At 55.1% G+C, this 26760-nt stretch carries 25 protein-coding genes; 15 read left to right on the forward strand and 10 right to left on the reverse strand.

Annotated features, from left to right (window positions below):
* Position 1: 1 nt before the first annotated feature.
* Together fruK and fruB are read right to left on the reverse strand one after the other, a co-directional pair.
* The gene (fruK, locus tag ACA108_15145; GenBank protein XEX94707.1) at positions 2-940 is read right to left on the reverse strand and encodes a 1-phosphofructokinase; all 939 of its coding nucleotides are present in this window, start codon (positions 938-940) and stop codon (positions 2-4) included.
* Positions 937-2070 carry a fused PTS fructose transporter subunit IIA/HPr protein gene (gene fruB / locus ACA108_15150; protein ID XEX94708.1) on the reverse strand — a complete coding sequence of 378 codons (1134 nt, stop codon included), beginning with the start codon at positions 2068-2070 and terminating at the stop codon, positions 937-939. The genes fruK and fruB overlap by 4 nt, the downstream gene beginning before the upstream one ends.
* 366 nt (positions 2071-2436) lie before the next feature.
* Here fruB and setB point away from each other — a divergent pair, with 366 nt between their 5' ends.
* Positions 2437-3618 carry a sugar efflux transporter SetB gene (gene setB, locus ACA108_15155; GenBank protein XEX94709.1) on the forward strand — a complete coding sequence of 394 codons (1182 nt, stop codon included), beginning with the start codon at positions 2437-2439 and terminating at the stop codon, positions 3616-3618.
* On the opposite strand, the gene ACA108_15160 is transcribed toward setB, so the two are convergent.
* Positions 3615-3869 carry a YkgJ family cysteine cluster protein gene (locus ACA108_15160; GenBank protein XEX94710.1) on the reverse strand — a complete coding sequence of 85 codons (255 nt, stop codon included), beginning with the start codon at positions 3867-3869 and terminating at the stop codon, positions 3615-3617. The two genes, setB and ACA108_15160, sit on opposite strands and share 4 nt — an antisense overlap.
* 172 nt (positions 3870-4041) lie before the next feature.
* On the opposite strand from ACA108_15160, the gene yeiP reads away from it, so the two are divergent.
* Positions 4042-4614, forward strand: coding sequence for an elongation factor P-like protein YeiP (gene yeiP, locus ACA108_15165; GenBank protein ID XEX94711.1), 573 nt, complete (start codon positions 4042-4044; stop codon positions 4612-4614).
* Between the two features lie 88 nt (positions 4615-4702).
* Here yeiP and uxuA read toward each other — a convergent pair whose 3' ends face one another.
* Entirely contained in the window at positions 4703-5896 is a 1194-nt protein-coding gene (gene uxuA / locus ACA108_15170) for a mannonate dehydratase (GenBank protein ID XEX94712.1), read from the reverse strand.
* A 210-nt stretch (positions 5897-6106) separates the two neighbouring features.
* Here uxuA and ACA108_15175 point away from each other — a divergent pair, with 210 nt between their 5' ends.
* From ACA108_15175 to yejF, 9 genes are all read left to right on the forward strand, one after another.
* A complete protein-coding gene (locus tag ACA108_15175; GenBank protein XEX94713.1) occupies positions 6107-7567 on the forward strand; it encodes a mannitol dehydrogenase family protein in 1461 nt (486 codons plus the stop codon).
* Positions 7568-7681: 114 nt separating this feature from the next.
* Entirely contained in the window at positions 7682-8662 is a 981-nt protein-coding gene (locus ACA108_15180; protein XEX94714.1) for a GTP-binding protein, read from the forward strand.
* Between the two features lie 43 nt (positions 8663-8705).
* Positions 8706-9410 (forward strand): phosphatase PAP2 family protein, encoded by a 705-nt coding sequence (locus tag ACA108_15185; GenBank protein ID XEX98126.1) that lies wholly within the window; start codon positions 8706-8708, stop codon positions 9408-9410.
* Positions 9411-9832: 422 nt separating this feature from the next.
* On the forward strand, positions 9833-10399 hold the full coding sequence (mepS, locus tag ACA108_15190; GenBank protein ID XEX94715.1) for a bifunctional murein DD-endopeptidase/murein LD-carboxypeptidase: 567 nt from the start codon (positions 9833-9835) through the stop codon (positions 10397-10399).
* Between the two features lie 240 nt (positions 10400-10639).
* Positions 10640-12226: a cyclic di-GMP phosphodiesterase gene (locus ACA108_15195; GenBank protein ID XEX94716.1), complete on the forward strand. Its 1587-nt coding sequence runs from the start codon at positions 10640-10642 to the stop codon at positions 12224-12226.
* Positions 12227-12291: 65 nt separating this feature from the next.
* Positions 12292-14100: an extracellular solute-binding protein gene (locus tag ACA108_15200; GenBank protein ID XEX94717.1), complete on the forward strand. Its 1809-nt coding sequence runs from the start codon at positions 12292-12294 to the stop codon at positions 14098-14100.
* Positions 14101-14108: 8 nt separating this feature from the next.
* Positions 14109-15206 (forward strand): microcin C ABC transporter permease YejB, encoded by a 1098-nt coding sequence (locus tag ACA108_15205; protein XEX94718.1) that lies wholly within the window; start codon positions 14109-14111, stop codon positions 15204-15206.
* Positions 15203-16228: a microcin C ABC transporter permease gene (locus tag ACA108_15210; GenBank protein ID XEX94719.1), complete on the forward strand. Its 1026-nt coding sequence runs from the start codon at positions 15203-15205 to the stop codon at positions 16226-16228. Before ACA108_15205 ends, ACA108_15210 begins: the two co-directional genes overlap by 4 nt.
* 1 nt (position 16229) lies before the next feature.
* Positions 16230-17819, forward strand: a complete 1590-nt coding sequence (gene yejF, locus ACA108_15215; GenBank protein ID XEX94720.1) for a microcin C ABC transporter ATP-binding protein YejF — start codon at positions 16230-16232, stop codon at positions 17817-17819.
* A gap of 10 nt (positions 17820-17829) precedes the next feature.
* On the opposite strand, the gene ACA108_15220 is transcribed toward yejF, so the two are convergent.
* From ACA108_15220 to rsuA, 3 genes are all read right to left on the reverse strand, one after another.
* Positions 17830-18174 carry a YejG family protein gene (locus ACA108_15220; GenBank protein ID XEX94721.1) on the reverse strand — a complete coding sequence of 115 codons (345 nt, stop codon included), beginning with the start codon at positions 18172-18174 and terminating at the stop codon, positions 17830-17832.
* Between the two features lie 338 nt (positions 18175-18512).
* Positions 18513-19712, reverse strand: coding sequence for a Bcr/CflA family multidrug efflux MFS transporter (locus tag ACA108_15225; GenBank protein XEX94722.1), 1200 nt, complete (start codon positions 19710-19712; stop codon positions 18513-18515).
* Positions 19713-19727: 15 nt separating this feature from the next.
* Positions 19728-20435, reverse strand: coding sequence for a 16S rRNA pseudouridine(516) synthase RsuA (rsuA, locus tag ACA108_15230; GenBank protein XEX94723.1), 708 nt, complete (start codon positions 20433-20435; stop codon positions 19728-19730).
* Positions 20436-20635: 200 nt separating this feature from the next.
* Between rsuA and ACA108_15235 the strand changes: the two genes are divergently transcribed.
* Together ACA108_15235 and rplY are read left to right on the forward strand one after the other, a co-directional pair.
* The gene (locus ACA108_15235) at positions 20636-22396 is read left to right on the forward strand and encodes a DEAD/DEAH box helicase (protein XEX94724.1); all 1761 of its coding nucleotides are present in this window, start codon (positions 20636-20638) and stop codon (positions 22394-22396) included.
* Between the two features lie 125 nt (positions 22397-22521).
* Entirely contained in the window at positions 22522-22806 is a 285-nt protein-coding gene (gene rplY / locus ACA108_15240) for a 50S ribosomal protein L25 (GenBank protein ID XEX94725.1), read from the forward strand.
* Between the two features lie 46 nt (positions 22807-22852).
* Here the strand turns inward: rplY and ACA108_15245 are convergent, their stop codons facing one another.
* From ACA108_15245 to yejK, 3 genes are all read right to left on the reverse strand, one after another.
* Entirely contained in the window at positions 22853-23143 is a 291-nt protein-coding gene (locus ACA108_15245; protein ID XEX94726.1) for a helix-turn-helix domain-containing protein, read from the reverse strand.
* A complete protein-coding gene (locus tag ACA108_15250; GenBank protein XEX94727.1) occupies positions 23140-23472 on the reverse strand; it encodes a type II toxin-antitoxin system RelE/ParE family toxin in 333 nt (110 codons plus the stop codon). The genes ACA108_15245 and ACA108_15250 overlap by 4 nt, the downstream gene beginning before the upstream one ends.
* Before the next feature lie 132 nt (positions 23473-23604).
* Positions 23605-24612: a nucleoid-associated protein YejK gene (gene yejK, locus ACA108_15255; GenBank protein ID XEX94728.1), complete on the reverse strand. Its 1008-nt coding sequence runs from the start codon at positions 24610-24612 to the stop codon at positions 23605-23607.
* Between the two features lie 136 nt (positions 24613-24748).
* Between yejK and ACA108_15260 the strand changes: the two genes are divergently transcribed.
* Together ACA108_15260 and yejM are read left to right on the forward strand one after the other, a co-directional pair.
* The gene (locus tag ACA108_15260) at positions 24749-24976 is read left to right on the forward strand and encodes a YejL family protein (protein ID XEX94729.1); all 228 of its coding nucleotides are present in this window, start codon (positions 24749-24751) and stop codon (positions 24974-24976) included.
* Positions 24977-24995: 19 nt separating this feature from the next.
* Entirely contained in the window at positions 24996-26759 is a 1764-nt protein-coding gene (gene yejM, locus ACA108_15265; protein XEX94730.1) for an LPS biosynthesis-modulating metalloenzyme YejM, read from the forward strand.
* The last annotated feature ends 1 nt before the right edge of the window (position 26760 follow it).

The raw sequence follows: 26760 nt of genomic DNA on the forward strand, positions 1-26760 counted from the left end.
GTTAGTTAAAGGGTTGCAGATCGACGCGGGCCATCATGGCAGCCAGCTGGGTGCGATCCGTAATGCCAACGTTGCTCTGGCTCACCGCCAGTGCCGCAACGGCCGTTGCCAGGCGCAGGGTATGCTCGCTGGATTCACGCATCAGCAGGCCATAAATCAGGCCGCCAACCATGGAATCTCCGGCGCCCACGGTGCTGACAACTTCGCAGGCAGGCGGTTTCGCAATCCATTCGCCCGACGCGTTCACCCACAGCGCGCCTTCGGCACCCAGGGAGATAACAACGTGTGCGATGCCCTGCTCGCGCAAGGCGTGCGCGGCTTCGATCACGTCTTTCATTTCAGGAAGCTTGCGGCCAGCCCAGATTTCCAGCTCGCGGCGGTTTGGTTTGACCAGCCACGGCGCGGCCTTCAGCCCGGCTACCAGCGCCTCACGGCTGCTGTCAAAGATGATGCACGGACACTGGCTGCGAAGACGGGTCATCCAGTCGGTGAATGCTTCCGGCGTCACGCCCGCAGGCAGGCTGCCGCTGACGCAGACCATGTCGAACTGGCCCAGCCAGCTCAGAGAATCGGCAACGAAGCGCTCCCAGTCGGACGGCGTCACTTCAAAGCCGGAGAAGTTAAAGTCGGTGACTTCCCCGTCCTTCTCGGTCAGCTTGACGTTGATGCGGGTACGGCCCTGCACCACCTGAAAACGGTTGGCGATACCCAGCTCGCTGAACAGCTGCTGGAAGCCGTCCTGGTTATCTTTTCCCAGGAAACCGCCCACGGTAACGTCAATGCCCAGGTCTTTGAGAACTTTGGCGACGTTAATGCCTTTACCGGCGGCATGCAGCCCGGTTGTGCGAACCAGGTTCACTTCACCGCGTTCAACTTCCGGGGTGTAGCCAACCAGGTCATAGGCCGGGTTCAGCGTAATTGTTGCAACACGTCTGGTCATGCGGCCCCCTCGCCCAGACCGGCGGCGATAGCCTCGCCGATAGCCTGTAATGCCTGTTGTGCGTCATCGCCCTGTGCAGTAAAGCGCAGGCGGTGGCCTTTTTTCACGCCCAGCGCGACAACTTTCATCAGGCTGCGGCCGTTAGCGGGTTTACCGGAACCGTCGAGGTTGGTCACGGTGATATCACTGCTGAACTGCTTGATGGTATTTACCAGCATCGTACCCGGACGGGCATGCAGGCCGTGTTCGTTGCGGATGGTGAACTCTTCCGTCAGCACGTTTTCAGCCGGTGCGGCATCGCTGGTCAGCAGCGTCAGCAAAGTCGGCGCATCCGCGTTCAGCAGGTGCTCTGCTTTATTGTTGATCAGCAGATCGCTAAGGCGATTCAGTACCTGCAGCGGCTGGTCGTCGGCGACGGCTACGGTCATCAGCATGGAGACCGGCTCGCCTTCCGCTTCAAAAGCAGCGGACGGACGGCTGATAGCCACCGCGCTGGCAAGGTTGCCTTCGGTACTGTCGCTCAGCCAGATACCCTGACCGAGATACAGCGGCCTGTTAGAAACGACGTTGCTGACAAAGGAGGCATCCGCCGCGCCAGCCTGTTTGATACGGCCAGCGTTCAGCGCCTGCAATGTCATGAGATCGCTGGCGGTGACGTCCAGCGCCAGCAGGGAGTTGTCAAACAGCAGCGCGGCGCTTTGTTTTTCCCCCATCAGCAGGGCACGCACTTCTTCTGCGGTCGAAGCGGTGCGCAGCTGTTCAGCAACGGCGTCATCGCTTAATACATGCGTCAGCTGACGCAGCAACCCAAGGTGTTCGTCGGAGCTGGCGGCAATACCGATGGCCACATAGGCTTTCTGCCCTTCCGCCCACTCAATGCCCTGCGGGAACTGGAAGACCTGAACGCCGGTTTTCAGCACCAGCTCGCGGGTATCCGTCGTGCCATGTGGGATGGCGATGCCATTGCCCAGATACGTTGCGGTCTGCTGCTCACGCGCAAGCATGCCGTCGACGTAGCCTTCGGCCACGTTACCCGCCTGCACAAGTGCAGCGGCAACCTGACGGATGGCCTCTTCTTTACTCCCGGCGCTTTGGCCAGGATGGATGTCCTGAACAGATAACTGGAACATGGATCCTCTCTTCTGCTGAATTGAAACGATTCAGCTGTTATGAGAAAAAAAGCGCCCTCTGGTGTGACAATGGCAACAAGACGACGCTGAAACGTTTCAATGAGTGTGTGTATTTCCCGCAAACCAGGCAAGCACTGTTGCAATTTTTTTACTGGAATTTTGAGGTTACGCACATTTTTATGCTCACCAAAACGTCAGAGCTGAAATAAAGCCCGGCTTCTTTTAAGCTTCAGCAAACTTCAGCTTTAGCCAAACTTAATCAGAACGCCGTTTTGACTTTTTGTGTCCCTTTTGATTTGAAGCGCTGTTTATTCGCTCACAAGGCGCGTAAACTCCGCGCGTTAATTCATCAACGACCCTGACCCCATGCAAAACACCCCAGTGGCCGCGGCCCGCAAGCCCCTCGATCTGACGTCATCCGCCTTCTTGATTGTAGCTTTTTTAACCGGCATTGCAGGCGCGCTGCAAACGCCTACCCTGAGCCTGTTTCTGACGACGGAGGTCCACGTCCGTCCGGCGCTGGTTGGCTTCTTTTTTACCGGCAGCGCGGTTATCGGCATTCTGGTCAGCCAGTTCCTGGCGGGACGTTCCGACCGTAAAGGGGATCGCAAGGCGCTGATTTTTGTCTGCTGCCTGCTCGGCGCACTGGCCTGCCTGCTGTTTGCATGGAACCGCAACTACTTTGTTTTGCTGTTCGTTGGGGTGTTCCTGAGCAGCTTCGGCTCTACCGCGAACCCCCAGATGTTCGCCCTGGCCCGGGAGCACGCGGACCGCACCGGCCGCGAAGCCGTGATGTTCAGCTCGATTTTACGCGCGCAGGTTTCCCTGGCCTGGGTTATCGGCCCGCCAGTCGCCTACGCGCTGTCGCTGGGTTTTGGCTTTACGACCATGTACCTGAGCGCCGCCTTTGCCTTTGTGGTCTGCAGCCTGATGGTCTGGCTATTTCTGCCATCGATGCGTAAAGCGCCCGTTGCCGCTACCGGCAAGCTGGAAGCCCCACGCCGCAACCGCCGCGACGCGCTGCTGCTGTTCGTGGCCTGCACCATGATGTGGGGCTGCAACAGCCTGTACATCATTAATATGCCGCTCTATATCATTAACGAGCTGCATCTGCCGGAGAAGCTGGCGGGGGTGATGATGGGAACGGCGGCGGGCCTTGAAATCCCCACCATGCTGATTGCGGGCTACTACGCAAAACGCTTTGGTAAACGCTTCCTGATGCGTATCTCGCTGGTCGCGGGCCTGCTGTTCTATATCGGCATGCTGACGCTGCACAACGAGATGCTGCTGCTGGCGCTACAGCTGCTGAACGCGATTTTCATCGGCATTCTGGCGGGGATTGGCATGCTCTACTTCCAGGATTTGATGCCGGGACAGGCGGGTGCGGCCACTACGCTGTATACCAACACCACGCGCGTGGGCTGGATAATCGCCGGCTCCATGGCCGGGGTGGTGGCTGAAATCTGGAGCTATCACACCGTGTTCTTTATTGCGCTGGGCATGGTGGTCATTACGGCTTACTGCCTGCTGCGCATTAAAGACGTTTAGGGGGCCGTTGCGGCCTCAAGCCAGATAAGATAATCCATCGCCTGCGCCCGCGTCGTGCCGCACATTTCGCGGCAGGCCTGCAGGCTCGCGCAAACCTTTGGCCTCAGCGGCGAAAGAAAGATTTTGCAGCGCATATCGTCGCCGAGCTGAGCGCAGGGAGTATTTGCCGGTTTGCCGTTGGGCATGCCGGGTATCGGGCTGGATACGGAAGGTGCGGTGCAGCAGGCGCCGCAATCAGGACGACAGTCCATCAGCAATACTCCGGTGGGCTGGCTAAGTGAGCGGACTGTAGCAGCCCCGCTCCGCCTTTACTACGCACATTTATACTTTGTCTCAGCAGCGATGAAATCCGCTTGCCTGAACTGCCCCTCGCGAGTAATTTGTCGCAATATTTTCGCCTCTCAAATTTTACAGGAAACACCGATGGCAAGAGCTAACGAAATCAAAAAGGGTATGGTCCTTAACCACAACGGCAAGCTGCTGATTGTTAAAGATATCGATATCCAGTCACCGAGCGCACGCGGCGCGGCTACCCTTTATAAGATGCGTTTTTCCGACGTCCGTACCGGGCAGAAGGTGGAAGAGCGTTTCAAAGGTGACGATATCGTCGATACCATTACCCTGACCCGTCGTTTCGTTGATTTCTCTTATATCGACGGCAACGAATACGTGTTCATGGATAAAGAAGATTACACGCCGTACATCTTCACCAAAGACCAGATCGAAGATGAGCTGCAGTTCATCCCGGAAGGCGGCATGCCTGACATGCAGGTGCTGACCTGGGACGGCCAGCTGCTGGCGCTGGAGCTGCCGCAGACCGTGGATCTGGAAATCGTTGAAACCGCCCCTGGCATCAAAGGCGCGTCAGCAAGCTCCCGCACCAAGCCCGCCACTATGTCCACCGGCCTGGTGATTCAGGTGCCGGAATACATGGTGACCGGCGAGAAGATCCGCATTCATATCGCTGAGAAGCGCTCTATGGGCCGTGCTGACTAATTAGTTAAATGTTGGATAGTGCAGGTTTATCCGACCTGCAACCAAAAAAAACGCGCCCTCTGGCGCGTTTTTTATATCTGCGTTGAGCTTATTTCAGCAGGTCCGGGAACATAATCTGCTTCAGCGCCAGCTCTACGCCGCGCACCTCTGCCAGCCCTTTCAGGCGGCCAATCGCCGAATAGCCCGGGTTGGTTTTCTTGTGCAGATCGTCCAGCATCTGGTGGCCGTGATCGGGGCGCATCGGAATCGGGCGTAAATCACCGCTCGCCTTACGGCGCTGCTCCTCCGTCAGAATCGCCTTCACTACCGCAACCATATCCACATCGCCCTGCAGGTGCGCGCCTTCATGGAAGGTTTTTGGGTTATCTTCACGGCAGGTGGCGCGCAGATGGGTGAAGTGAATGCGGTCGCCGAATGTTTCTATCATGCGGACCAGGTCGTTATCCGCACGCACGCCGTAGGAGCCGGTACACATGGTAAAGCCATTGTTGATGCTGTCTACGGTCTCTTTCAGCCACTGCATATCTTCGATGGTAGAGACAATGCGCGGCAGGCCGAGAATCGGGCGCGGCGGATCGTCCGGATGCACGGCCAGGCGTACGCCCACTTCATCAGCCACGGCTACAATAGCGCGCAGGAAATAAGCCATGTTTTCACGCAGCTGCTCTTTGTTAATACCGTCGTATTCTGCAAGGCGGGCGCGGAACTGAGCCAGCGTGTAGCCCTCTTCCGCTCCCGGCAGCCCCGCGATGATGTTGCGGGTCAGCTTCTCAATTTCGGCTTCGGACATGTTATTGAAGTAGTCCTGCGCCTGGCGCTGCTCTTCTTCGCTGTAGTCTGCCTCGGCGCCTTTGCGCTTCAGGATGTGCAGCTCAAACGCCGCGAAGGCAATCTGGTCAAAACGCAGCGCTCGGGAGCCGTCCGGCAGCTCATATTCCAGGTCGGTACGCGTCCAGTCCAGAATAGGCATAAAGTTGTAGCAGACGGTATCAATGCCGCATTCAGCAAGGTTGCGGATGCTCTGCTGATAGCTGGCGATATGTTTGTCATAGTCGCCGCTGTGGGTCTTTATCTCTTCGTGAACAGGAATGCTTTCCACCACGGACCAGGTCAGCCCTTTTGCCGCAAGCTCAGCCTGACGCTGCTTTATTTCCGCCACCGGCCACACTTCGCCGTTTGGGATGTGGTGCAAAGCGGTGACCACGCCGGTTGCGCCCGCCTGGCGCACGTCGTCCAGTGATACAGGGTCTTTCGGGCCATACCAACGCCAGGTTTGTTCCATTGCCAGTTCCTCAGTTAAAAGATGTCATACCAATTCAAGTCGTTTTGTATGACGACTACCATACCGCAAAGCGGCAAATCGTCAATTTACAGCACCACATTGGTTGATCAAGCTCACATTAAAGGGATAAAGGCAGCACACCAATTTAATTTGCTGTCATATAACTTTACACTGAAATTGTTATCATTACGTTAATCAGGATTTGCATTTATGAATACAATTGCTTCCGTCACCCTGCCCGAAGGCGTCGGGCAGCCGGGCTACGATCGCCGGGCCCTCAAAACCCGCATCGTCCATTTCGGCTTCGGCGCGTTTCACCGGGCGCACCAGGCGCTGCTTACCGACCGGGTTCTTAACGCTCAGGGCGGTGACTGGGGGATCTGCGAGATCAGCCTGTTTAGCGGCGATAAGCTGATGAGCGCCCTGCGTGCGCAGGATCACCTCTATACCGTGCTGGAGAAAGGGCCAGAAGGTAACCGGGCAATTATTGTCGGCGCGGTTAAAGAATGCCTGAATGCAAAGCTCGACGGCATGGAAGCAATTATTGAAAAATTCTGCGAGCCGCAGGTCGCTATTGTCTCGCTGACCGTGACGGAAAAGGGCTACTGCATCGATCCGGCCACGGGCAAGCTGGACGCCGCTAACGAACGCATCATGCACGACCTGCAAAATCCTGCTGAACCTCACTCTGCCCCCGGCATTCTGGTGGAAGCCCTTAACCGCCGCCGTGAGCGCGGCCTGCCTCCGTTTACCGTTCTCTCCTGCGATAACATCCCGGACAACGGTCATGTGGTACGAAACGCCGTCATCGGCATGGCGGAAAAGCGCAGCCAGCCGCTGGCCGACTGGGTACGCGAATTCGTAACCTTCCCGAGCACGATGGTTGACCGCATCGTGCCTGCCGCGACGGCAGAGTCTTTGCAGGAAATTACGGACGCACTGGGCGTGGAAGATCCCTGCGCGATTTCAGGCGAGCCGTTTATCCAGTGGGTAATTGAAGATAATTTCATTGCCGGACGCCCGGACTGGGAAGTGGCTGGCGTGGAGATGGTAGACGACGTGATGCCCTGGGAGCAGATGAAGCTGCGCATGCTCAACGGCAGCCACTCGTTCCTGGCGTACCTTGGGTATCTGGCGGGCTACCAGCATATTAATGAGTGCATGGCTGATGAGCATTTCAAACGTGCCGCCCATCAGCTGATGATGCATGAGCAGGCTCCCACCCTGCGCGTCAAAGGCATTGACCTCGGGCAGTATGCCTGCAGCCTTCTTGAGCGCTTCGCTAACCCCGCCCTGCAGCACCGCACCTGGCAAATCGCCATGGACGGCAGCCAGAAGCTTCCGCAGCGTATGCTGGAAAGCGTACGCTGGCATCTGCAAAACGGCGATGAGTGGCCCTGTCTGGCTTTAGCAATTGCGGGCTGGATGCGCTACGTCAGCGGCGTGGATGATTCCGGTAACGCCATTGATATCCGTGACCCGCTGGCGCAGAAGATCAAAGGTCTGGTAGAGCAAAGTTCAGAAAATGAACGGGTTGCCGCCCTGCTGAGCCTGAGTGAAATCTTTGGTAACGATCTTCCTAAAGACGAACACTTTGTGCAAAGCGTGAGTGCCGCCTGGGAAAAACTGCGTATTAACGGCGCAAAACAGGCGGTAGCGGACCTGCTGTAATTAACGATCCGTGTCGTTAAAACGGCCCTGTTCCGCCGCAGGCCGTTTTTATACTTCTATTTTTTGCCAATGTTGTTCAGGATACGGACTGAATTTTACTCCGCCGGAGCGACTGTGACCAAAACCAATCTGATAACCGGTTTTCTCGGCAGCGGGAAAACCACCACCATCCTGCATCTGCTGGCCCATAAGCCCGCTGAAGAAAAATGGGCCGTGTTGGTCAATGAGTTTGGCGAGGTAGGCATAGATGGCGCGCTGCTTGCCGATAGCGGCGCGCTGCTTAAGGAGATCCCCGGCGGCTGCATGTGCTGCGTGAACGGGCTGCCTATGCAGGTTGGGCTTAATACGCTGCTGCGCCAGGGTAAACCGGATCGTCTGCTCATTGAGCCAACCGGCCTGGGCCATCCAAAACAGATTATTGATATGCTGACCGCCGAGGTTTACCAGCCCTGGATTGACCTGCGGGCGACGCTCTGCCTGCTGGATGCGCGCCAGCTGCTCGACGAGCGCAGCATTAATAATGACAACTTCCGTGACCAGCTTGCCGCCGCGGATATTATCATCGCCAACAAAAGCGATCGGGCCTGCGACGAGAGCCAACTGGCACTGTCCCGCTGGCGGAAAGAGTTTGCTAACGGGCGCGAAATTATCCCCGCACAAAATGGCCGGATTGATATCAACCTGCTGGATAATCCTCGCCAGAACCTGCGGGAACTTCCTGACAGCCCGGAGCATAGCCATACTCACGCGGCCAGCTGTGGTCTGGCTGCGCTGAATCTGCCCGGCCACCAGCGCTGGAGACGCAGCATTAATAGCGGTCAGGGATATGTAGCCTGCGGTTGGATTTTTGATGAAGAGACCGTTTTCGATACCGTAGGTATTATGGAATGGGCCCGTCTGGCACCGGTCAGCCGTGTAAAAGGCGTACTGCGCATTGCCGAGGGACTGGTACGCATCAATCGCCAGGGTGAAGATCTACATATTGAAACGCAAAACGTTTCGCCCCCCGACAGCCGTATCGAATTAATAAATGATAAGGATACGGACTGGAACGCCTTGCAAACCACGCTGTTAAGGCTACGTTTAAGTTCGTGAGTCTACCCTCCCGAGTCGATATAAGATTTTGAAAAAACGCATGATGAAAATACGCTTACCCCTCATTTTATTGCTCAACGCACTAGGCCTGGCGCTGTTCTTTAGCTGGTACCTGCCTGAAAACCACGGATTCTGGTTTAGCCTGGACGCCAGAATTTTCCATTTCTTTAATAATGGGTTGGTTAAGAGCCACGCTTACGTTGTGCTACTGGCCATTACTAACAACCGCGTCTTCGACGGTATCTCCCTGCTGGCGATGGGCGCGCTGTTCTCCTGGCTCTGGTGGCATGAGACCCCATATGGGCGTCGTCGCCTGGTAATAATGGGCGTCGTGCTGCTGCTGTGCGCTGTGGTCATTAATCAGTTAGGCCACCTGATCCCGGTATCGCACGTCAGCCCCACGCTCTATTTTCCGGATATTCACCGGGTGAGCGAACTGCTGCATTTCCCGACTAAAGATGCCTCGAAAGATAGTTTCCCCGGCGATCACGGTTTAATGCTGCTTATTTTTACCGGCTTCGTCCTGCGTTATTTTGGTCAAAAAGCGTTCTTTATTGCGCTGCTTATTTTCTTTGTTTTTGCCTCGCCGCGCATAATGATCGGCGCACACTGGTTTACCGATGTGTATGTTGGGTCGCTTTCAATCGCGCTGATTGGCCTGCCCTGGGCGCTATTAACCCCACTCAGCGATGGGTTAATAAACCTCCTCGACCGCTATCTTCCCGGCAAAAATAAAACAATTGCGTAACATAAATCAAACATGACATAACGCAAACTATCAGGGATCCCTAAAGCATCCCTGATAGTTTTCTTTCCCCCCACCTTTTTGAGTATTATTTAACCTTTCTCTTTCCCCTGTGAAATGAAGAATCTGCGCATTTTAACGGCACATCTGGCTAACATTTATGCAAATTGAATTTTCTTCTTATAACATCACAATTTCTTATAAAAAAAGTGGCAAAAGCACTCGCCATGCCTGATTCAATGGGGTAATCTTCAATACGTTTTGCGCTGGCAACCCAATTATTCCCTTGTGAATTAAAATGTGCGTCAAGCCACATTTCTGTTCAGTAGTAATTGTTTCAAAGCGCACAGCTAATTAGTCTCGTCACGTTGGTAATTTTGTATAACGATTCGTATCGTTAAGGACATCAAGGGATAATAAACAAAATGGTCAAATCTCAGCCTATCTTGAGATATATCTTGCGGGCTATCCCCGCCGTTGCTGTGGCAGTAATGCTGTCAGCATGTAGTTCCACTAACACCGCAAATATGCATTCTGAGACGCATGCAGTCAGCAATAAAAATGGTTTTTTACTGCAAGCCTCTCAGGATGAATTCGAAGAGATGGTCCGTAATGTTGATGTGAAATCACGTCTCATGGATCAATATGCCAGCTGGAAAGGTGTGCGTTACCGCCTGGGTGGCAGCACCAAAAAAGGCATCGACTGTTCCGCTTTTGTGCAGCGAACTTTCCGTGACCAGTTCGGTGTAGAGTTGCCACGTTCAACTTCTGAACAGCAGGACATGGGGAAATCCGTGTCGCGCAGCAAACTTCGCACCGGCGATTTAGTGCTGTTCCGTGCAGGCTCTACGGGCCGTCACGTTGGCATTTATATTGGGAATAACCAGTTTGTTCATGCTTCCACCAGCAGCGGTGTAATGATCTCTAACATGGACGAGCCCTACTGGAATAAGCGCTATAACGAAGCGCGTCGTGTCTTAAGCCGTAGCTAGTTGTTCTCGCAGTTAAACCCCTTGGCTGCCTGACGAGACGAGATAAACAAATAAAACGCTGCCCCGGCAGCGTTTTATTTCCAGCCCCCTTTTATGTTCCTCTCCTGAGCCCCCTCCTTTCATGCACAAAAACTATGGTTTCCTGGCGAAACTATATGACTCACCGGTGGCTTTTGCGCTATAGTCAGAAAAAATCTCATATAAACCATGCGTCTCTTGCGTCAGCAGGAACATTTCACCATGCCTTCAAAAAAAATTTTTGTGCGCTATTTTTCCAGCCCACGGCAAATTACTTCCTTCAGCATTTTATTTGCCCTATTGAGCGCTTTGCTCTTCGGCGGGATAACCAGCCTTGTTCTGCATAACAAGCGCGAGGCCAGCTACGACGTGCTGGCAAAGGACATTCGAGGCTACCTAAGAAGTTTCTTTCACGACCTTTCGGCTACCGCAGAGGGCATTCAGCCGCTGACCGTCGCTGACTGCAGGCTGGTCACCGGCGAACTCACCTCAAGGGCTGCCTTCAACGTCAACGTACGCGCGTTTCTGCTGATTAATAACGGTATCGCCTATTGTTCGTCCGCCACCGGATCAATGAGTATGGCGATGAAAGCGCTGGTGCCCGACATCGATTTAAATAAAAAAATCGACCTGTCGATCATGAGCGGCACACCGATGATGCCGGGAAAACCGACCATTGCGGCCTGGTTTCGCAATCCGGTCGTCGAGGGGCGCGGTGTATTCACCACGCTGAACGTTAACCTGACCCCTTACCTGCTGTTTACGGCACGTCAGAGCCAGGTCATGTCGATGGCGATAGTGATAGGGGACAAAGCGCTCTCCACCCTCTCTCCGGAGGTGCAGTCCACCGCTTCGCTTCCCCAGGATCCTACCCGTATCGCCAGCCTGAAAGACTATCCGCTCAGCATCTATATCTACGGCACCGCCTGGCCGTTGGCAGATATCCAGCTCTCCCTTCTGGCGGGGCTGATTTTTGGTCTGCTGAGCGGCGTGATGTGCGGCTATTTCCTCTCCGTCCGTATGCGGCCGGGAAAAGAGATCCTGATGGGCATCAAACGCGAGCAGTTCCACGTGGTCTATCAGCCGGTTGTTGATGCTAAAGGATTAGAGATGCAGGGCATCGAGGCGCTGATGCGCTGGCAGCACCCAACCGCCGGGATGATCCCACCAGATGCCTTTATCGCCTTTGCCGAAGCCCAGCAGCTTATCGTCCCGCTGACCCGCCATCTCTTTGCGCTCGTTGCGCGGGATGCGCAGGAACTGCAAAACATCTGTCCGCCGGGCGCAAAGCTGGGCATCAATCTCGCTCCGAGCCATCTTCACGCCCCGTCATTTAAAGAAGACATTCTTAATTTTGCCGCCTCGCTGCCGCCGCACCACTTCCAGATCGTTTTTGAAATCACCGAGCGCGATATGCTGAAGGAAAAAGAGGCGATGGGGATTTTCGCCTGGCTGCACGAGCAGGGCTTTGAGCTGGCGGTGGATGACTTCGGCACCGGGCATAGCGCGCTGATCTATCTGGAACGCTTCACCCTTGACTATCTGAAAATTGACCGTGGGTTTGTTAACTCTATCGGCATGGAGACGGTCACCGCGCCGGTGTTGGACGCAGTGCTGACGCTGGCCAGACGCCTGAATATGGCAACAGTGGCAGAAGGCGTCGAAACGCCGGAACAGGCCAAATGGCTAATCGACCGGGGCGTGAATTACCTGCAGGGCTATTACTTCAGCCGACCGCTAACGTTACAGCAGCTCATCAGCTGGCATCAGGCCGGACACGACCACCCATTGCTGAAAAACGCGCATTAATTTCACAATCCGCGCCGTCTAACTTATGATTTAGCATCATGGTGTTAAAAGGATTGACCAGATTGATGTTTGCGCGCGCCGTCCTGTTACTTTGCCTCAGCCTGTTTGCCGCCCAGAGCCTGGCGGAGAACATCAAAGAGAGCTACTCCTTTGCCGTGCTCGGTGAGCCAAAGTATGCCATTAACTTCACCCATTTCGATTACGTGAACCCGGCTGCCCCTAAAGGCGGAAACATTACGCTGTCGGCAATTGGCACCTTTGATAACTTCAACCGCTACGCGCTGCGCGGCAATCCGGGCGTCCGTACAGAGACGCTTTATGACTCCCTGTTCACCACCTCGGACGACGAGCCGGGCAGCTACTACCCGTTGGTCGGCGAGATGGCGCGCTATCCGGACAATTTTGCCTGGGCCGAAATCGAAATTAATCCTCTCGCCCGCTTTCACGACGGCTCACCCATTACCGCCAAAGACGTTGCCTTCACCTTTACTAAATTTATGACCGAAGGGGTGCCGCAGTTTCGACTCATCTACAAAGGGGCAAAGGTGAAAGCCATCGCCCCGCTGACGGTTCGTATTGAGCTGGCTCAGCCGAGCAAAGAGCGGATGCTCGGCCTGTTTTCCCTTCCTGTTTTTCCGGAAAAATTCTGGAAAAATCATAAGCTGAGCGACCCGCTTCCGAGACCACCGCTTGCCAGCGGCCCCTATAAAATCACCGCCTGGCGTATGGGCCAGTACATCACCTATTCGCGGGTGAAAGACTACTGGGCGGCGAATCTGCCGGTTAACCGTGGGCGCTGGAACTTCGACTCCATTCGCTACGATTACTACCTTGACGATAACGTCGCCTTTGAGGCGTTCAAGGCCGGGGCCTTTGATTTTCGCGCCGAGAGTTCAGCAAAGAACTGGGCCACCCGCTATATCGGCAAAAATTTCTTCAGTCATTTTATCGTGAAAGAAGAAGTGAAAAACGATGCCGCCCAGGACGCGCGCTGGCTGGCGTTTAATATCCAGCGCCCGTTGTTTGCTGACCGTAAGGTGCGCGAAGCCGTTAGCCTGGCCTTCGATTTTGAATGGATGAATAAGGCGCTGTTTTACGGTGCCTACAGCCGCGCCGACAGCTACTTCCAGAATACGGAGTATGCGGCGCGCGGCTACCCGGACGCCGACGAGCTGACCCTGCTTGCCCCGATGAAAAAAGATCTGCCTCCTGAGGTGTTCACGACCATCTATACCCCTCCCAAATCCAAAGGGGACGGTTTCGATCGCGGAAACCTGCTGAAAGCGCTGAATCTGTTAAAGGAGACGGGCTGGGAGCTAAAAAACCAGACGCTGGTCAATACCAAAACCGGCAAACCGTTCAACTTTGAACTTTTAATTGGTACGACGGGCAACACCCAATGGGTATTACCGTTCCAGCACAATCTTGAGCGGCTCGGGATAACAATGGAGATTCGCCAGGTAGATAACTCCCAGCTTACCAACCGCCTGCGCAACAGGGATTACGACATGATGCCGACGCTCTACAGCGCCATGCCCTACCCGAGCGCCGACGTGCAGATCTCCTGGGCTTCTGAATATGTGGATTCAACATACAACGCGCCGGGCGTGAAAAATCCGATAATCGACAGGCTTGTCGGGGAGATCATCGCCAATCAGGGTGACAAGAAAAAGCTGCTGCCGTTGGGCAGGGCCCTGGATCGCGTGCTGACATGGAACTTCTATATGATCCCGATGTGGTACATGACCGCCGACCGTTTCGCCTGGTGGAACAAATTCTCTAAACCGGCAGTTCACCCGCTCTACACTTCGGGATTCGATACCTGGTGGTATGACGTCAACAAGGCCGCGCAGCTGCCGGCACAGCGGCGCTGAGGGGTATCGTGGGAAATTATCTTTTAAGACGGCTGCTGCTGATCGTCCCCACCCTGTGGGCGATTATCACCATCAACTTTTTTATCGTGCAGATTGCACCGGGCGGCCCGGTGGATCAGGCGATAGCCGCGATTCAGTTCGGCCACGGCTCCGGTATTCCCGGCGTCAGCACGGACGCTATGGGCAGCGGTCACGCCAGGGTGGGGGTGGCGAACGCCACGGATAACCAGTACCGCGGCGCACGCGGGCTGGACCCGGAGGTCATCGCGGAAATTACCCATCGCTACGGCTTCGATAAACCGCTGCACGAGCGCTATTTCAAAATGCTCGGGGACTACGTACGCTTTGATTTTGGCGATAGCCTGTTCCGCAGCGCTTCAGTGCTGCACCTCATCAAAGAGAGCCTGCCGGTGTCGATATCCCTCGGCCTGTGGAGCACGCTGATTATCTATCTGGTGTCGATTCCGCTGGGCATTCGCAAGGCCATCAGCAACGGCAGCCACTTCGACGTCTGGAGCAGCACCTTAATCATCATCGGTTATGCTATCCCGGCATTCTTGTTCGCCATTCTGCTGATTGTGCTGTTCGCGGGCGGCAGCTATCTGGACTGGTTCCCGCTGCGCGGGCTTGTTTCTACCAATTTCGATACCCTGCCGTGGTATGGAAAAATTACTGATTATCTGTGGCATATCACCCTGCCGGTGCTGGCTACCGTTGTAGGTGGATTCGCCACGTTAACGATGCTGACCAAAAACTCGTTTCTGGACGAGATCCGCAAACAGTACGTGGTCACCGCGCGGGCCAAAGGGCTGGATGAGAAAAAAATCCTTTATCGCCACGTTTTCCGTAACGCCATGCTGCTGGTGATCGCCGGATTTCCGGCCACGTTTATCAGCATGTTTTTCACCGGCTCGGTGCTTATCGAGGTGATCTTCTCGTTAAACGGGCTCGGCCTGCTGGGCTATGACTCCACTATTTCCCGGGACTATCCGGTGATGTTCGGCACGCTCTATATCTTTACGCTGATTGGCCTGCTGCTGAATATCCTCAGCGATATCACCTATACCTTTGTTGACCCGCGTATCGATTTTGAGGGGCGAGGATGAGCCGTTTAAGCCTGATTAATCAGGCTCGCTGGGCGCGGTTTCGCCAGAACCGCCGCGGCTACTGGTCGCTGTGGATCTTCGCCATTCTGTTTGTCCTGAGCCTCTGCTCCGAGCTGGTGGCCAACGATCGCCCTTTGTTTGTACACTATCAGGATCGTTTCTATTTCCCGGCGTTGGTTAATTACAGCGAAAGCGACTTTGGCGGGCCGCTGGCAACTGCGGCGGATTATCAGGATCCGTGGCTTGCCGGACATCTGAGCCGGGATGGCTGGACGCTTTGGGCTCCGATTCGCTTTGGCGCGAACGCTATTAACTATGCCACTCCCGTTCCCTTCCCCTCCCCACCGAGCGCTCAAAACTGGCTGGGTACCGATGCAAACGGCGGCGACGTGCTGGCGCGGCTGCTGTACGGCACGCGAATCTCCATCTTGTTTGGCCTGATGCTGACGCTCTTCTCAAGCGTGATTGGCGTGCTGGCCGGGGCGGTACAGGGCTATTACGGCGGGCGGGTCGACCTTTGGGGGCAGCGCTTTATCGAAGTGTGGTCGGGCATGCCGACTCTGTTTCTTATCATCCTGCTGTCGAGCGTGGTCCAGCCCAGCTTCTGGTGGCTGCTGGGCATCACGGTGCTGTTCGGCTGGATGAGCCTTGTGGGCGTCGTGCGCGCTGAATTCCTGCGCACCCGTAATTTTGACTATATTCGTGCCGCCCAGGCGATGGGGGTCAGCGACGGGGCAATCATCACCCGCCACATGCTGCCGAACGCCATGGTCGCCACCCTGACTTTTTTACCGTTTATCCTCTGCGGCTCGATAACCACGCTGACGTCGCTGGATTTCCTGGGCTTCGGTCTGCCGATGGGCTCGCCGTCGCTGGGCGAACTGTTACTGCAGGGCAAAAATAACCTGCAGGCTCCGTGGCTGGGCATTACCGCCTTTGTGTATCTGTCTATCCTGTTAACGTTATTGATTTTTATTGGCGAAGCGGTGCGTGACGCCTTTGACCCGAGTAAGGCGCGCTGACATGACTTCCCCACTGCTTTCCATTAATAACCTCTCCATCGCCTTCTGCCAGGGGACGGAAACCCGTCTGGTGGTTGACGATCTTTCCCTGCAAATAGAGGCCGGAGAGACGCTGGCGCTGGTGGGTGAATCCGGTTCGGGCAAAAGCGTGACGGCGCTTTCCGTGCTGCGCCTGCTCCCCTCGCCCCCCGCAGTCTACCCCGACGGTGAAATCTGTTTTAAAGGACAGGAGCTGTTAAAGGCACCGGAACGCACGCTGCGGGGAATTCGCGGAAATAAAATCGCGATGATTTTTCAGGAGCCGATGGTGTCGCTTAACCCGCTGCACAGCATCGAAAAACAGCTCTATGAAGTGCTGTCGTTACACCGGGGCATGCGTCGTGAAGCTGCCAGGGCGGAAATGCTGACCTGTCTGGACCGGGTGGGTATCCGTCATGCGGCCTCTCGACTGAAAGATTTTCCTCATCAGCTCTCCGGCGGCGAGCGCCAGCGCGTCATGATTGCCATGGCGCTGCTGACGCGCCCGGAGCTGCTGATTGCCGACGAGCCAACGACCGCGCTGGACGTCACCGTTCAGGCGCAAATATTACAGCTGCTGAAAGAGCTGAAGCAGGAGCTAAATATGGGCCTGCTTTTTATCACTCACAACCTCAGCATCGTCAGGCAGCTCGCGGATACTATCGCTGTGATGCGCAACGGTAAGTGCGTGGAACAGAATAACGCCGCTGCCCTGCTCCAGTCACCGCAGCATGCTTATACGCAACAGCTGCTGGCAGCGGAACCCAGCGGCGAGCCGTGGCCTCTGGATGCAAATCTGCCGCCATTATTAAAAGTTGAGTCTCTGGAAGTCGCCTTCCCCATCCGCCGCGGTCTGCTAAAGAAAACGGTCGGCTATCATTACGGCATTAAAGGACTGAGTTTTACGCTGAGACCAGGCGAGTGCATCGGTCTGGTTGGGGAATCCGGATCGGGGAAAAGTACTACCGGCCTGGCGCTGCTGCGGCTGATCCACTCCAGCGGCACCATCTGGTTTGACGGCCATCCTCTGCATGAACTTAACCGCAAAAAGCTCCTGCCGCTGCGCCACCGTATTCAGGTGGTATTTCAGGATCCGAATTCAGCGCTAAACCCACGTCTGGATGTGCTGCAAATTATTGAGGAAGGGCTGCGCGTTCATCACCCGGATCTCAGCGCGGTCGAACGCGAGAAACGGGTTGTTGCGGCAATGGCGGAAGTAGGTCTGGATCCCGAATCCCGCCACCGTTACCCGGCGGAGTTTTCAGGCGGCCAGCGGCAGCGGATCGCCATCGCCCGGGCACTGATCCTGCAGCCCCAGCTGATCGTTCTCGATGAACCCACCTCGTCACTGGACAGATCCGTCCAGGCGCAAATTCTGGCGCTGCTTAAATCATTACAGGAAAAGCATCAGCTGGCGTATATCTTCATCAGCCATGATTTGAAGGTAGTGAAATCGCTGTGTCATCAGGTGATCGTGCTTCGGCAGGGAGAAGTGGTCGAGCAGGGAGAGTGTCAGAAGGTCTTTGCCGCGCCGCAGGCAGAGTACACCCGCCAGCTACTGACGCTGGCCTGAAGCCGCGGCGTCAAAACGGATTAGTGCTGGAGAAAGATTCTGCAATGGCGACACCGAAGTTTTTAAGTCGGCAGGTTGCTGCAGGTTCATCCTGACGATCCACAAACAGGCAGGGTTCACCTTCACATTCAACCACCGAGCAGGCGACTTCGATATCGCTTAACGCCTGGCTAAGTTTGTGCATGATAGGCCACGCCTCTTCGCCATCTTCGCTAAGTAATTTCAGGCCAATGAGACAGTTTTCGGCCTGCTGAGCATTTTGCGGAATCGGTTCAACTTTCGAACCTGCAAAACCCGCCGACCAGCGATAACTCTGCGGTAAGCGATGAATGATAGAAAGCTGTAACGTATTCAAAATCGTGTCCCCGGGAAAACTCATACAATATATTGCTCAAATAATTTACATAAAGGTTAACACATTGTTGCTAAAATGAGTGTAAACAACCTGTAAACCGCTTACATCCGCTGTAGTTTTTTGTTTATTTTTAACTTCCAGACGCTTTTTTGTGCGCCAGCGCACGCGTTTCGGCGCTATATGTAACGCTTTCTGGGATCTAACTCAACCTTTTTAACTACAATGCTGTGACTTTTTGTTGCAGCAGTGTTTACATTCCATAAACAAATTGTAGGCCTGTGAGGGGAAATTTTGTTGATTTGGATTAACAAAGGGGCATACGTTATGCCCCTTTCAGATTATGCCGATGTTTTATTACGGGGACGGCTTGCGTAGAGATAGAAAAGGATTGAGCAGGTGGCGCAGACGGCAATGGACCAGATCATTGGCCACGCGGTGCTGAATGTTGCGACAGAGAGTAGCGCTCCGGTGAATGCGCCAATGCCAAAACGAAATGTCCCGGCCAGCGACGATGCCGTACCCGCCATATGGGGAAACTCGTCAAGAATGACCGCCATCGCATTAGACGACACCATCGACACACAGCCGACAAATGCCGCAACGCCCAGCACCAGCGCCCAGAACCCGAAGTCAAACTGCGTACTGATAACCAACCAGATGGCCATTGCGAACTGCACATATAGCCCCGTTCGGAACATTGCGAGCGCGCCGACGCGACGTACGAACCGACTGTTAATCATCGTCATGACAAACAGGAAGACGATATTAATCGCGAAGTAGTAGCCAAAGTGCTGCGGCGCTACGTGGTTAAGCTCAATGTAAACGAACGGCCCGGCGCTTAAAAACGAGAACATCCCCGCAAAGCTGAAGCCACTCGCCAGCATATAGCTCAGCACGCGCTTGTGGCGGAACAGCGTGGCGAAGTTGCCGATTGTGGTGCGCAGATGGAATTTCTGGCGATGTTCAGCGGGCAGGGTTTCGTGGATGAGGAAGAAAATCATCGCCGAAGCCAGCAGCGCTGCGATAGCCAGGATCCAGAAAATAGCGTGCCAGCTGAACCACACCAGCACCGCACCGCCCACCATAGGCGCGACCAGCGGAGCAATGGTGGTGATCAGCATGACGAACGACATCATGCGGGAGAACTCTTCTTTCGGATAGATATCGCGCATTAAGGCGTTGATCACCACGCTCGCCGCCGCTGCGGACAAACCGTGCAGGAAGCGCATGAAGATCAGATGGTCGATTGTCTGGGAGAGCGCGCAGGCAATCGCCGCGGCGGCAAACACCAGCGTACCACCCAGCACCACCGGCTTGCGCCCAATGCTGTCAGCCATCGGGCCGTAGAATAGCTGGCCGATGGCAAAGCCAAGTATGTAAGTACTTAGCGTCATTTGCGCGCTGCCCGCAGGCACACCAAATTCAGAGGCGATAACCGGCAGCGCCGGCAGGTACATATCAATCGACAGCGGCATTAACATGGCCAGCAGGCCAAGAATCACCACGATACCGACTGACGAGTTCTGCTTGATACTCAACGGTAACTCCCGAATTTAGCTTTTTGGCATGCCGACGCTGGCAATTTCTTCTGCGGTTAACAGACGGTATTCGCCCGGTTCCAGATCGTCATCCAGTCGGATGCCGCCGATACGCTCGCGGTGCAGACCAATCACGCGATTCCCCACCGCCGCAAACATACGCTTGACCTGGTGGTAGCGCCCTTCGCTGATGGTCAGGCGCACTTCGGTCGGAGTGATCACTTCAAGGGTAGCGGGCTTTGTCAGGTCTTTTTCATTATGTAGCTGAACGCCCTGCGTAAATTGCTCTGCCGTGTCATCGGAAACCGGGGATTCCAAGGTGACCAGATAGGTTTTCTCGCAGTGGTGACGCGGCGAGGTGATGCGGTGCGACCACTGGCCGTCATCGGTCATCAGCACCAGGCCGGTGGTGTCGATATCCAGGCGTCCTGCAGCGTGTAACTTATAGGCGACGGGTACATCGAGGAAATAAAGCACGGTTGGGTGATCGGGGTCTTCCGTTGAGCACACATATCCCTGCGGCTTGTTGAGCATAAAATAGCGTGGGCCGTTTTGCTGGTTCAGCGGATTGCCGTCAAACTCAACCTGGTGTTCAGGGCGCAGTTTGAAAGAGGCGTCACGCACAATTTCACCGTCGATAGTGATACGTTGAGCGCGGATTTCACGGCCAGCAATGGCACGACTTACGTCCAGTTGCTGAGAGATAAATTTATCGAGTCGCATTAAGTCTTGCCTGTGTCATGGAGGTACCGGCATCAATCGCCGGCCGGACCTTACCGCCCGTTTTTGAGGCCAAAATCGTTTGCCTGTTAATTAGTTTGCCAGTATAGCGGGATAGAAAACTCTCTCAAGCTAAAACCCCGTTTCATGCCATAATCGCCGCTGAAGCATTCAATGAACCAATCAATGAAGCCAGATTTCTGATGTCCTTTACTCTACGCCCGTACCAGCAAGAAGCGGTGGATGCCACCCTCGCCCATTTTCGCAAGCACCTTGAGCCTGCTGTTATCGTGCTGCCTACCGGCGCAGGCAAAAGCCTGGTGATCGCCGAGCTGGCGCGAATTGCCCGTGGACGCGTGTTGGTACTTGCTCATGTCAAAGAGCTGGTTGCCCAGAATCATGCAAAATATCGCGCGCTGGGGCTTGAGGCCGATATCTTTGCCGCCGGTCTGTCGCGTAAAGAGAGCCGCGGCAAAGTGGTTTTCGGCAGCGTTCAGTCCGTAGCGCGAAATCTCGACCAGTTTCACGGTGAGTTTTCGCTGCTGATCGTGGACGAATGCCACCGCATCGGCGAGTCCGACGACAGCCAGTATCAGCAAATACTTTCTCACCTGCGAACCGCCAATCCAAAGCTGCGCCTGCTTGGGCTGACCGCAACGCCCTATCGTCTTGGCAAAGGCTGGATTTATCACTTTCATTATCACGGCATGGTGCGCGGCGATGAAAAAGCGCTGTTTCGCGACTGCATCTACGAGCTGCCGCTGCGCTATATGATTAAAAACGGTTATCTGACGCCGCCTGAGCGGCTGGACATGCCTGTTGTGCAGTATGATTTCAGCCGCCTGGAGGCCCAATCCAACGGCTTATTCAGCGAAGCCGATCTTAACCGCGAGCTAAAACAGCAAAAGCGCATCACGCCCCATATCATCAGCCAGATTGTAGAATTTGCCGCCCAGCGGCGTGGCGTGATGATTTTTGCCGCCACCGTTGAACACGCGAAGGAAATAACCGCCCTGCTGCCCGCAACCGACGCCGCGCTGATCACCGCAGACACGCCCGGCCCGGTTCGGGATACGTTGATAGAAGCTTTCAAACAGCAGCAGTTCCGCTATCTGGTCAACGTGGCGGTGCTGACCACCGGTTTTGATGCACCCCATGTGGATTTGATTGCCATCCTACGACCAACGGAATCAGTAAGTCTTTACCAACAGATCGTGGGGCGCGGGCTGCGCCTGTCGCCTGGTAAAACCGACTGCCTGATTCTGGACTATGCCGGTAACCCGCACGATCTCTTTACCCCGGAAGTTGGCAACGCGAAAGGAAAAAGTGACAACGTGCCGGTGCAGGTTTTTTGCCCTTCCTGCGGCTTTGCCAATACTTTCTGGGGCAAAACCACCGTCGACGGCACCCTCATTGAGCATTTTGGCCGCCGCTGTCAGGGCTGGTTTGAAGATGACGAAGGGCATCGCGAGCAGTGCGATTACCGCTTCCGCTTCAAAAATTGCCCGCAGTGCAATGCGGAGAACGATATTGCCGCCCGCCGCTGCCACACCTGTGACCATGTGCTGGTCGACCCGGACGACATGCTGAAGGCGGCGCTGAAGCTGAAAGATGCGCTGGTCCTGCGCTGCAGCGGTATGGCGCTGCTGCAGGGCGGCGATGCGAAAGGCGACTGGCTGAAAATCATCTATTATGACGAGGACGGAGCGGATGTAAGCGAGCGCTTCCGTCTGCACACCCCGGCCCAGCGCATGGCCTTCGAGCAGCTGTTTATCCGCCCTCACAGCCGCGCACCGGGCGTCCCCTTGCGCTGGATAACGGCGGCTGACGTTGTCACCCAGCAGGCGCTCCTGCGCCATCCTGATTTTGTCGTCGCCCGTAAAAACGGCAACTTCTGGAACGTTCGGGAAAAGGTATTCGACTACGAAGGGCGCTACCGTCGGGCAAATGAATTGCGCGGTTAATGGCGATACGCATTGCCCATCCGGCCAGATATGGCTATAATGCCGCCCGCTTTTGCATCCGCAAAGCAGATAACTTACCTGTTGCTGGGTCGCCTGTAGCAGGCTTATTTAGAGAGAAACATTTAATGTTTACTATCAATGTTGAAGAACGCAAAGAGCAGGGCAAGGGTGCGAGCCGCCGCCTGCGTGCAGCAAACAAATTCCCAGCTATTATCTACGGTGGCAAAGAAGCTGCAATCTCTATCGAACTGGACCACGACTCCGTAATGAACCTGCAAACTAAGCCAGGTTTCTACGAAGAAGTTCTGACTCTGGTTGTTAACGGTAAAGAAGTAAAAGTGAAGGTTCAGGCTGTTCAGCGTCACCCGTTCAAGCCAAAACTGTCTCACATCGACTTCGTTCGCGCTTAATCGCGAATCAGGCTCGAAAAAAACCCGCTTCGGCGGGTTTTTTGCTTTAAGCCGCTGCGGTTTCGCAGATTTCAATACTGCTAATATGCATCCCAACGGCAGCCATGATGGTAATAAGCCTGTCGACACTAAACAGCTGTATTTTTCCACGCATCAGTTCAGATACGCGAGGCTGGCTAAGCCCCAGCACTTCTGCGGCCTCCGCCTGGCTAAGTTCTTTACGCTCAATCCAGTTCTGTAAGGCCTGCATAAGCTGCGCACGCACCTTCATGTTTTCTGCTTGCTCGGGGGTGTCACTGATGGCATCCCAGACGCTGTCGAAGGTCTGAATTTTCATTTATTTCTCTCCACAAGCAGCGCACGAAATCGCTGCGCCGCCAGCTCAACATCTTTGCCACGAGTGGTTTGAGTTTTCTTCTGAAAACAGTGAAGCACGTACACCGCTTCTTCAAACTTCGCGACATACATTACGCGATAAATCCCCTGCTCATCCCTGATGCGTATCTCCTTTACTCCCGGTCCTACAGCGGTAAAGGGCCGCCAGTCATCGGGATCAAAACCATGCTGTACTTTATCAAGCTGATACCCGGCCTCTTTTCTTGCATCCATTGGAAACTGCCGCAAATCTGCAAGGCTTGTATCAATGAAACTGACTGGCTTAGGCATTATCACTCCATGATATACGCAATTTCGTATAAATGATAATAGCGATCTGATATTTGGCCTGCCAGATAAAAAAGCCCGCTACGGATAGCGGGCCTCAGGATATGCGGGAGCGATTCCAGAATTCGAACGCTGTTACTTGCCTGAACTGCGGCGCTGGAGCTGATCGCGCAGGTTTGGTGGGGTGCCTTTGATGGTCAGGGTGTCAGTAGCCGGATCCCAGAAGATGCGCTCACCGAGCAGCATGGCGTCGAAGTTAATCGTTAAGCCACCGCCGCTGCCGGCATATTTGGTCAGTTGGCGCAGGGTGCTGCGATCCGCCGGGAAGCTCTCTTCCAGCTCGTAGCCTTTTTCCGCGGTGAACTGCTGGAAGTTTTTGTCATCGACGGCCCACGGCAGCTCATCCGCCAGGGACGACAGCTCGATTTCTTCACCGGCCTGCAGCTGCTCGTTGCAGTAGGCGTATACCTGCTGGCGAGCCGTCTGGCGCTCATTCTTGTCCAGCTGCGCTTCGTTGGTGAAGTCATCCAGCGCCTGTAGCAGGCCTTTGTTCTGCGCTTTGGCATTCAGCCCTTCGCTGGCGCCGAGGAAATCCATGAAGAAATCGGATACCTTACGGCCGACGCGCCCTCTGAGGAAGGTCAGGTAACGGGTGGATTCAGGATTCGTTTCCCATTCGGTCAGATCGACCCTTGCCACGATATCGGCGTGGTTGATATCCAGATAGTGCGTGGAGCTGATATCCAGCTCTTCGTTGACGCGCATGCTGCTCAGGTTGTTGAGCACCGCCACCAGAAGATACTCCACGGCCAGGTAACGATAGTGGCAGAACAGGACGATACCGCCATCCGCAAAGGGATATTTTGCCAGTTCATCACGCAGACGACCGGTCGCCGCACGGCTAAAGGCAAGGAAATCCTCATCCCCTCTGCGCTGTGAACGTAGTGCTTCTGCCAGTTCACTCTCTTCGCTGAACAGGCCGTAAGCTTTATTTTTGGCGCTATACACACGGTGCAGCTCAGCCATCATCTCTTCTACGGCACCGTTAGTTGCCAGCAGGGAATCGCGCAGCACCACTTCAAGCGTCTCTTCGCCACGCTTGATAAGCTGATGCAGGGCAATCTGGTTGATATCCAGACTCATGTTAAACTCTCCTTTTAGACCGGGCGGTATTCAACCACTGCCGGCAGCCTTGTGCAACAGAAGATAAAAATGCAGAAAAAAAGGCGCTGCTACGGTAAGATGACGCCCTTTCCTGAACATAACCGATTCTGAATTTATGCCACAAATATCCCGTTATAGTGATGAACAAGTAGAAGAGCTGTTGGCCGAGCTGGCTGGCGTGCTGGAAAAACACCATGCGCCTACCGATCTTTCCCTGATGGTTCTGGGAAATATGGTCACCAACCTTATCAACACCAGTGTGGCTTCGGCCCAGCGCCGCACGCTGGCTCAGTCCTTCGCGCAGGCGCTGCAAGCCTCCGTGAGTGAAGACAAAGCTCATTAAGGGATTATAGCTACGAGTTATGGTGACTAACCGTCAGCGCTACCGCGAAAAAGTTTCCCAGATGGTCAGTTGGGGACACTGGTTCGCCCTGTTTAATATCCTGCTGGCCACGCTGCTGGGTAGCCGCTATTTGTTCGTCGCCGACTGGCCAACGACGCTGACCGGGCGCATCTTCTCGTACCTGAGCGTTATTGGTCACTTTAGCTTTGTGGTATTTGCGGCGTATCTGCTACTACTCTTCCCGCTGACCTTTGTCGTCATGTCGCAGCGGCTAATGCGCTTCCTGTCGGTGGCTTTTGCCACGGCGGGCCTGACGCTGCTGCTTATCGACAGCGAAGTCTTTACCCGTTTCCACCTCCATCTCAACCCTGTTGTCTGGGAACTGGTGATTAATCCCGATCGGAGCGAAATGGCGCGCGACTGGCAGCTTATGTTTATCAGCGTGCCGGTGATCCTGCTGATTGAGATGCTGTTTGCGACCTGGAGCTGGCAGAAGCTGCGCAGCCTGGGACGGCGCAGACACTTTGCCAGACCGCTCGTGGCCCTGTTCTTTGTGGCCTTCTTCAGCAGCCATATTTTGTACATCTGGGCGGATGCGAATTTCTATCGCCCGATCACTATGCAGCGCGCAAACCTGCCGCTGTCCTATCCGATGACGGCCCGTCGCTTCCTCGAGAAGCACGGCCTGCTGGATGCAAAAGAGTACCAGCGTCGTCTCGTTGAGCAGGGTAATCCGGAGGCGGTATCGGTACAGTACCCACTGAGCAACCTGCAGTTCAGCGATATGGGTACCGGACATAACGTGCTGCTGATTACCGTTGATGGCCTGAACGCCTCGCGCATAGCCAAAGACCTGCCTTCCCTTAATCAGTTCGCCCAGAGCAACGTGAACTTCACGCAGCACATGAGCGCGGGTAACGGGACGGATAACGGCATCTTCGGCCTGTTCTACGGTATTTCACCGGCCTATATGGACGGTGTGCTTTCCGCCCGCATTCCGGCCGCGCTGATCACCGCGCTTAACCAGCAGGGCTATCAGCTCGGCCTGTTCGCATCTGACGGGTTTAACTCGTCCATGTATCGTCAGGCGCTGCTCTCTGACTTCTCTTTACCGTCGGCCAAAAGCCAGTCGGACAGCGAAACCGCCTCGCAGTGGATCAACTGGCTGAACCAGTACGCATCCGAAGACAACCGCTGGTTCTCCTGGATTGCCTTTAACGGCACCAGCATTACCGACGACAGCAATCAGCAGGCCTTCACCCGCCGCTATGCCCGCGCGGCCCATAATGTGGATGCACAGATTCAGCGGGTGCTGGACGGCCTGAAGGCCACCGGCAAGCTCGAGAATACCGTGGTGATCATCACCGCCGGTCATGGCGTGCCGCTAGGCAGCGACAGGGACTCCTTCGCCTGGTCACGTTCACGTATTCAGGTCCCGCTGGTCATTCACTGGCCAGGCACGCCGGCACAAATCGTCGGCAAGCTGACCGATCATCAGGATATTATGACGACCCTGATGCAGCGTCTGCTGCATGTTAAAACCCCGCCGAATGAGTATTCGCAGGGTGAAGATTTGTTTGCCGCCACCCGTCGTAATAACTGGGTAGTGGGTGCGGATAACAACAGCCTGGCGGTGACTATGCCGCAGATGACTCTGGTACTGGATAATAACGGTAACTACCGCATCTATGATTTGCAGGGCGAGCGCGTGGAGGAGACTAAGCCGCAGCTGGGGCTTCTGCTTCAGGTTCTGACGGATGAGAAGCGCTTCATCGCTAACTGAT

Origin of the sequence: Dryocola sp. LX212 (assembly GCA_041504365.1) — a bacterium.
Taxonomy (GTDB): Bacteria; Pseudomonadota; Gammaproteobacteria; order Enterobacterales; family Enterobacteriaceae; genus Dryocola.

Coding starts and splice junctions, on each gene's coding strand:
- fruK (XEX94707.1), bottom strand. CDS start 940: ATGACCAGACGTGTTGCAACAATTACGCTGAACCCGGCCTATGACCTG.
- fruB (XEX94708.1), bottom strand. CDS start 2,070: ATGTTCCAGTTATCTGTTCAGGACATCCATCCTGGCCAAAGCGCCGGG.
- setB (XEX94709.1), top strand. CDS start 2,437: ATGCAAAACACCCCAGTGGCCGCGGCCCGCAAGCCCCTCGATCTGACG.
- ACA108_15160 (XEX94710.1), bottom strand. CDS start 3,869: ATGGACTGTCGTCCTGATTGCGGCGCCTGCTGCACCGCACCTTCCGTA.
- yeiP (XEX94711.1), top strand. CDS start 4,042: ATGGCAAGAGCTAACGAAATCAAAAAGGGTATGGTCCTTAACCACAAC.
- uxuA (XEX94712.1), bottom strand. CDS start 5,896: ATGGAACAAACCTGGCGTTGGTATGGCCCGAAAGACCCTGTATCACTG.
- ACA108_15175 (XEX94713.1), top strand. CDS start 6,107: ATGAATACAATTGCTTCCGTCACCCTGCCCGAAGGCGTCGGGCAGCCG.
- ACA108_15185 (XEX98126.1), top strand. CDS start 8,706: ATGAAAATACGCTTACCCCTCATTTTATTGCTCAACGCACTAGGCCTG.
- mepS (XEX94715.1), top strand. CDS start 9,833: ATGGTCAAATCTCAGCCTATCTTGAGATATATCTTGCGGGCTATCCCC.
- ACA108_15195 (XEX94716.1), top strand. CDS start 10,640: ATGCCTTCAAAAAAAATTTTTGTGCGCTATTTTTCCAGCCCACGGCAA.
- ACA108_15200 (XEX94717.1), top strand. CDS start 12,292: ATGTTTGCGCGCGCCGTCCTGTTACTTTGCCTCAGCCTGTTTGCCGCC.
- ACA108_15210 (XEX94719.1), top strand. CDS start 15,203: ATGAGCCGTTTAAGCCTGATTAATCAGGCTCGCTGGGCGCGGTTTCGC.
- yejF (XEX94720.1), top strand. CDS start 16,230: ATGACTTCCCCACTGCTTTCCATTAATAACCTCTCCATCGCCTTCTGC.
- rsuA (XEX94723.1), bottom strand. CDS start 20,435: ATGCGACTCGATAAATTTATCTCTCAGCAACTGGACGTAAGTCGTGCC.
- ACA108_15235 (XEX94724.1), top strand. CDS start 20,636: ATGTCCTTTACTCTACGCCCGTACCAGCAAGAAGCGGTGGATGCCACC.
- rplY (XEX94725.1), top strand. CDS start 22,522: ATGTTTACTATCAATGTTGAAGAACGCAAAGAGCAGGGCAAGGGTGCG.
- ACA108_15245 (XEX94726.1), bottom strand. CDS start 23,143: ATGAAAATTCAGACCTTCGACAGCGTCTGGGATGCCATCAGTGACACC.
- ACA108_15250 (XEX94727.1), bottom strand. CDS start 23,472: ATGCCTAAGCCAGTCAGTTTCATTGATACAAGCCTTGCAGATTTGCGG.
- yejK (XEX94728.1), bottom strand. CDS start 24,612: ATGAGTCTGGATATCAACCAGATTGCCCTGCATCAGCTTATCAAGCGT.
- ACA108_15260 (XEX94729.1), top strand. CDS start 24,749: ATGCCACAAATATCCCGTTATAGTGATGAACAAGTAGAAGAGCTGTTG.
- yejM (XEX94730.1), top strand. CDS start 24,996: ATGGTGACTAACCGTCAGCGCTACCGCGAAAAAGTTTCCCAGATGGTC.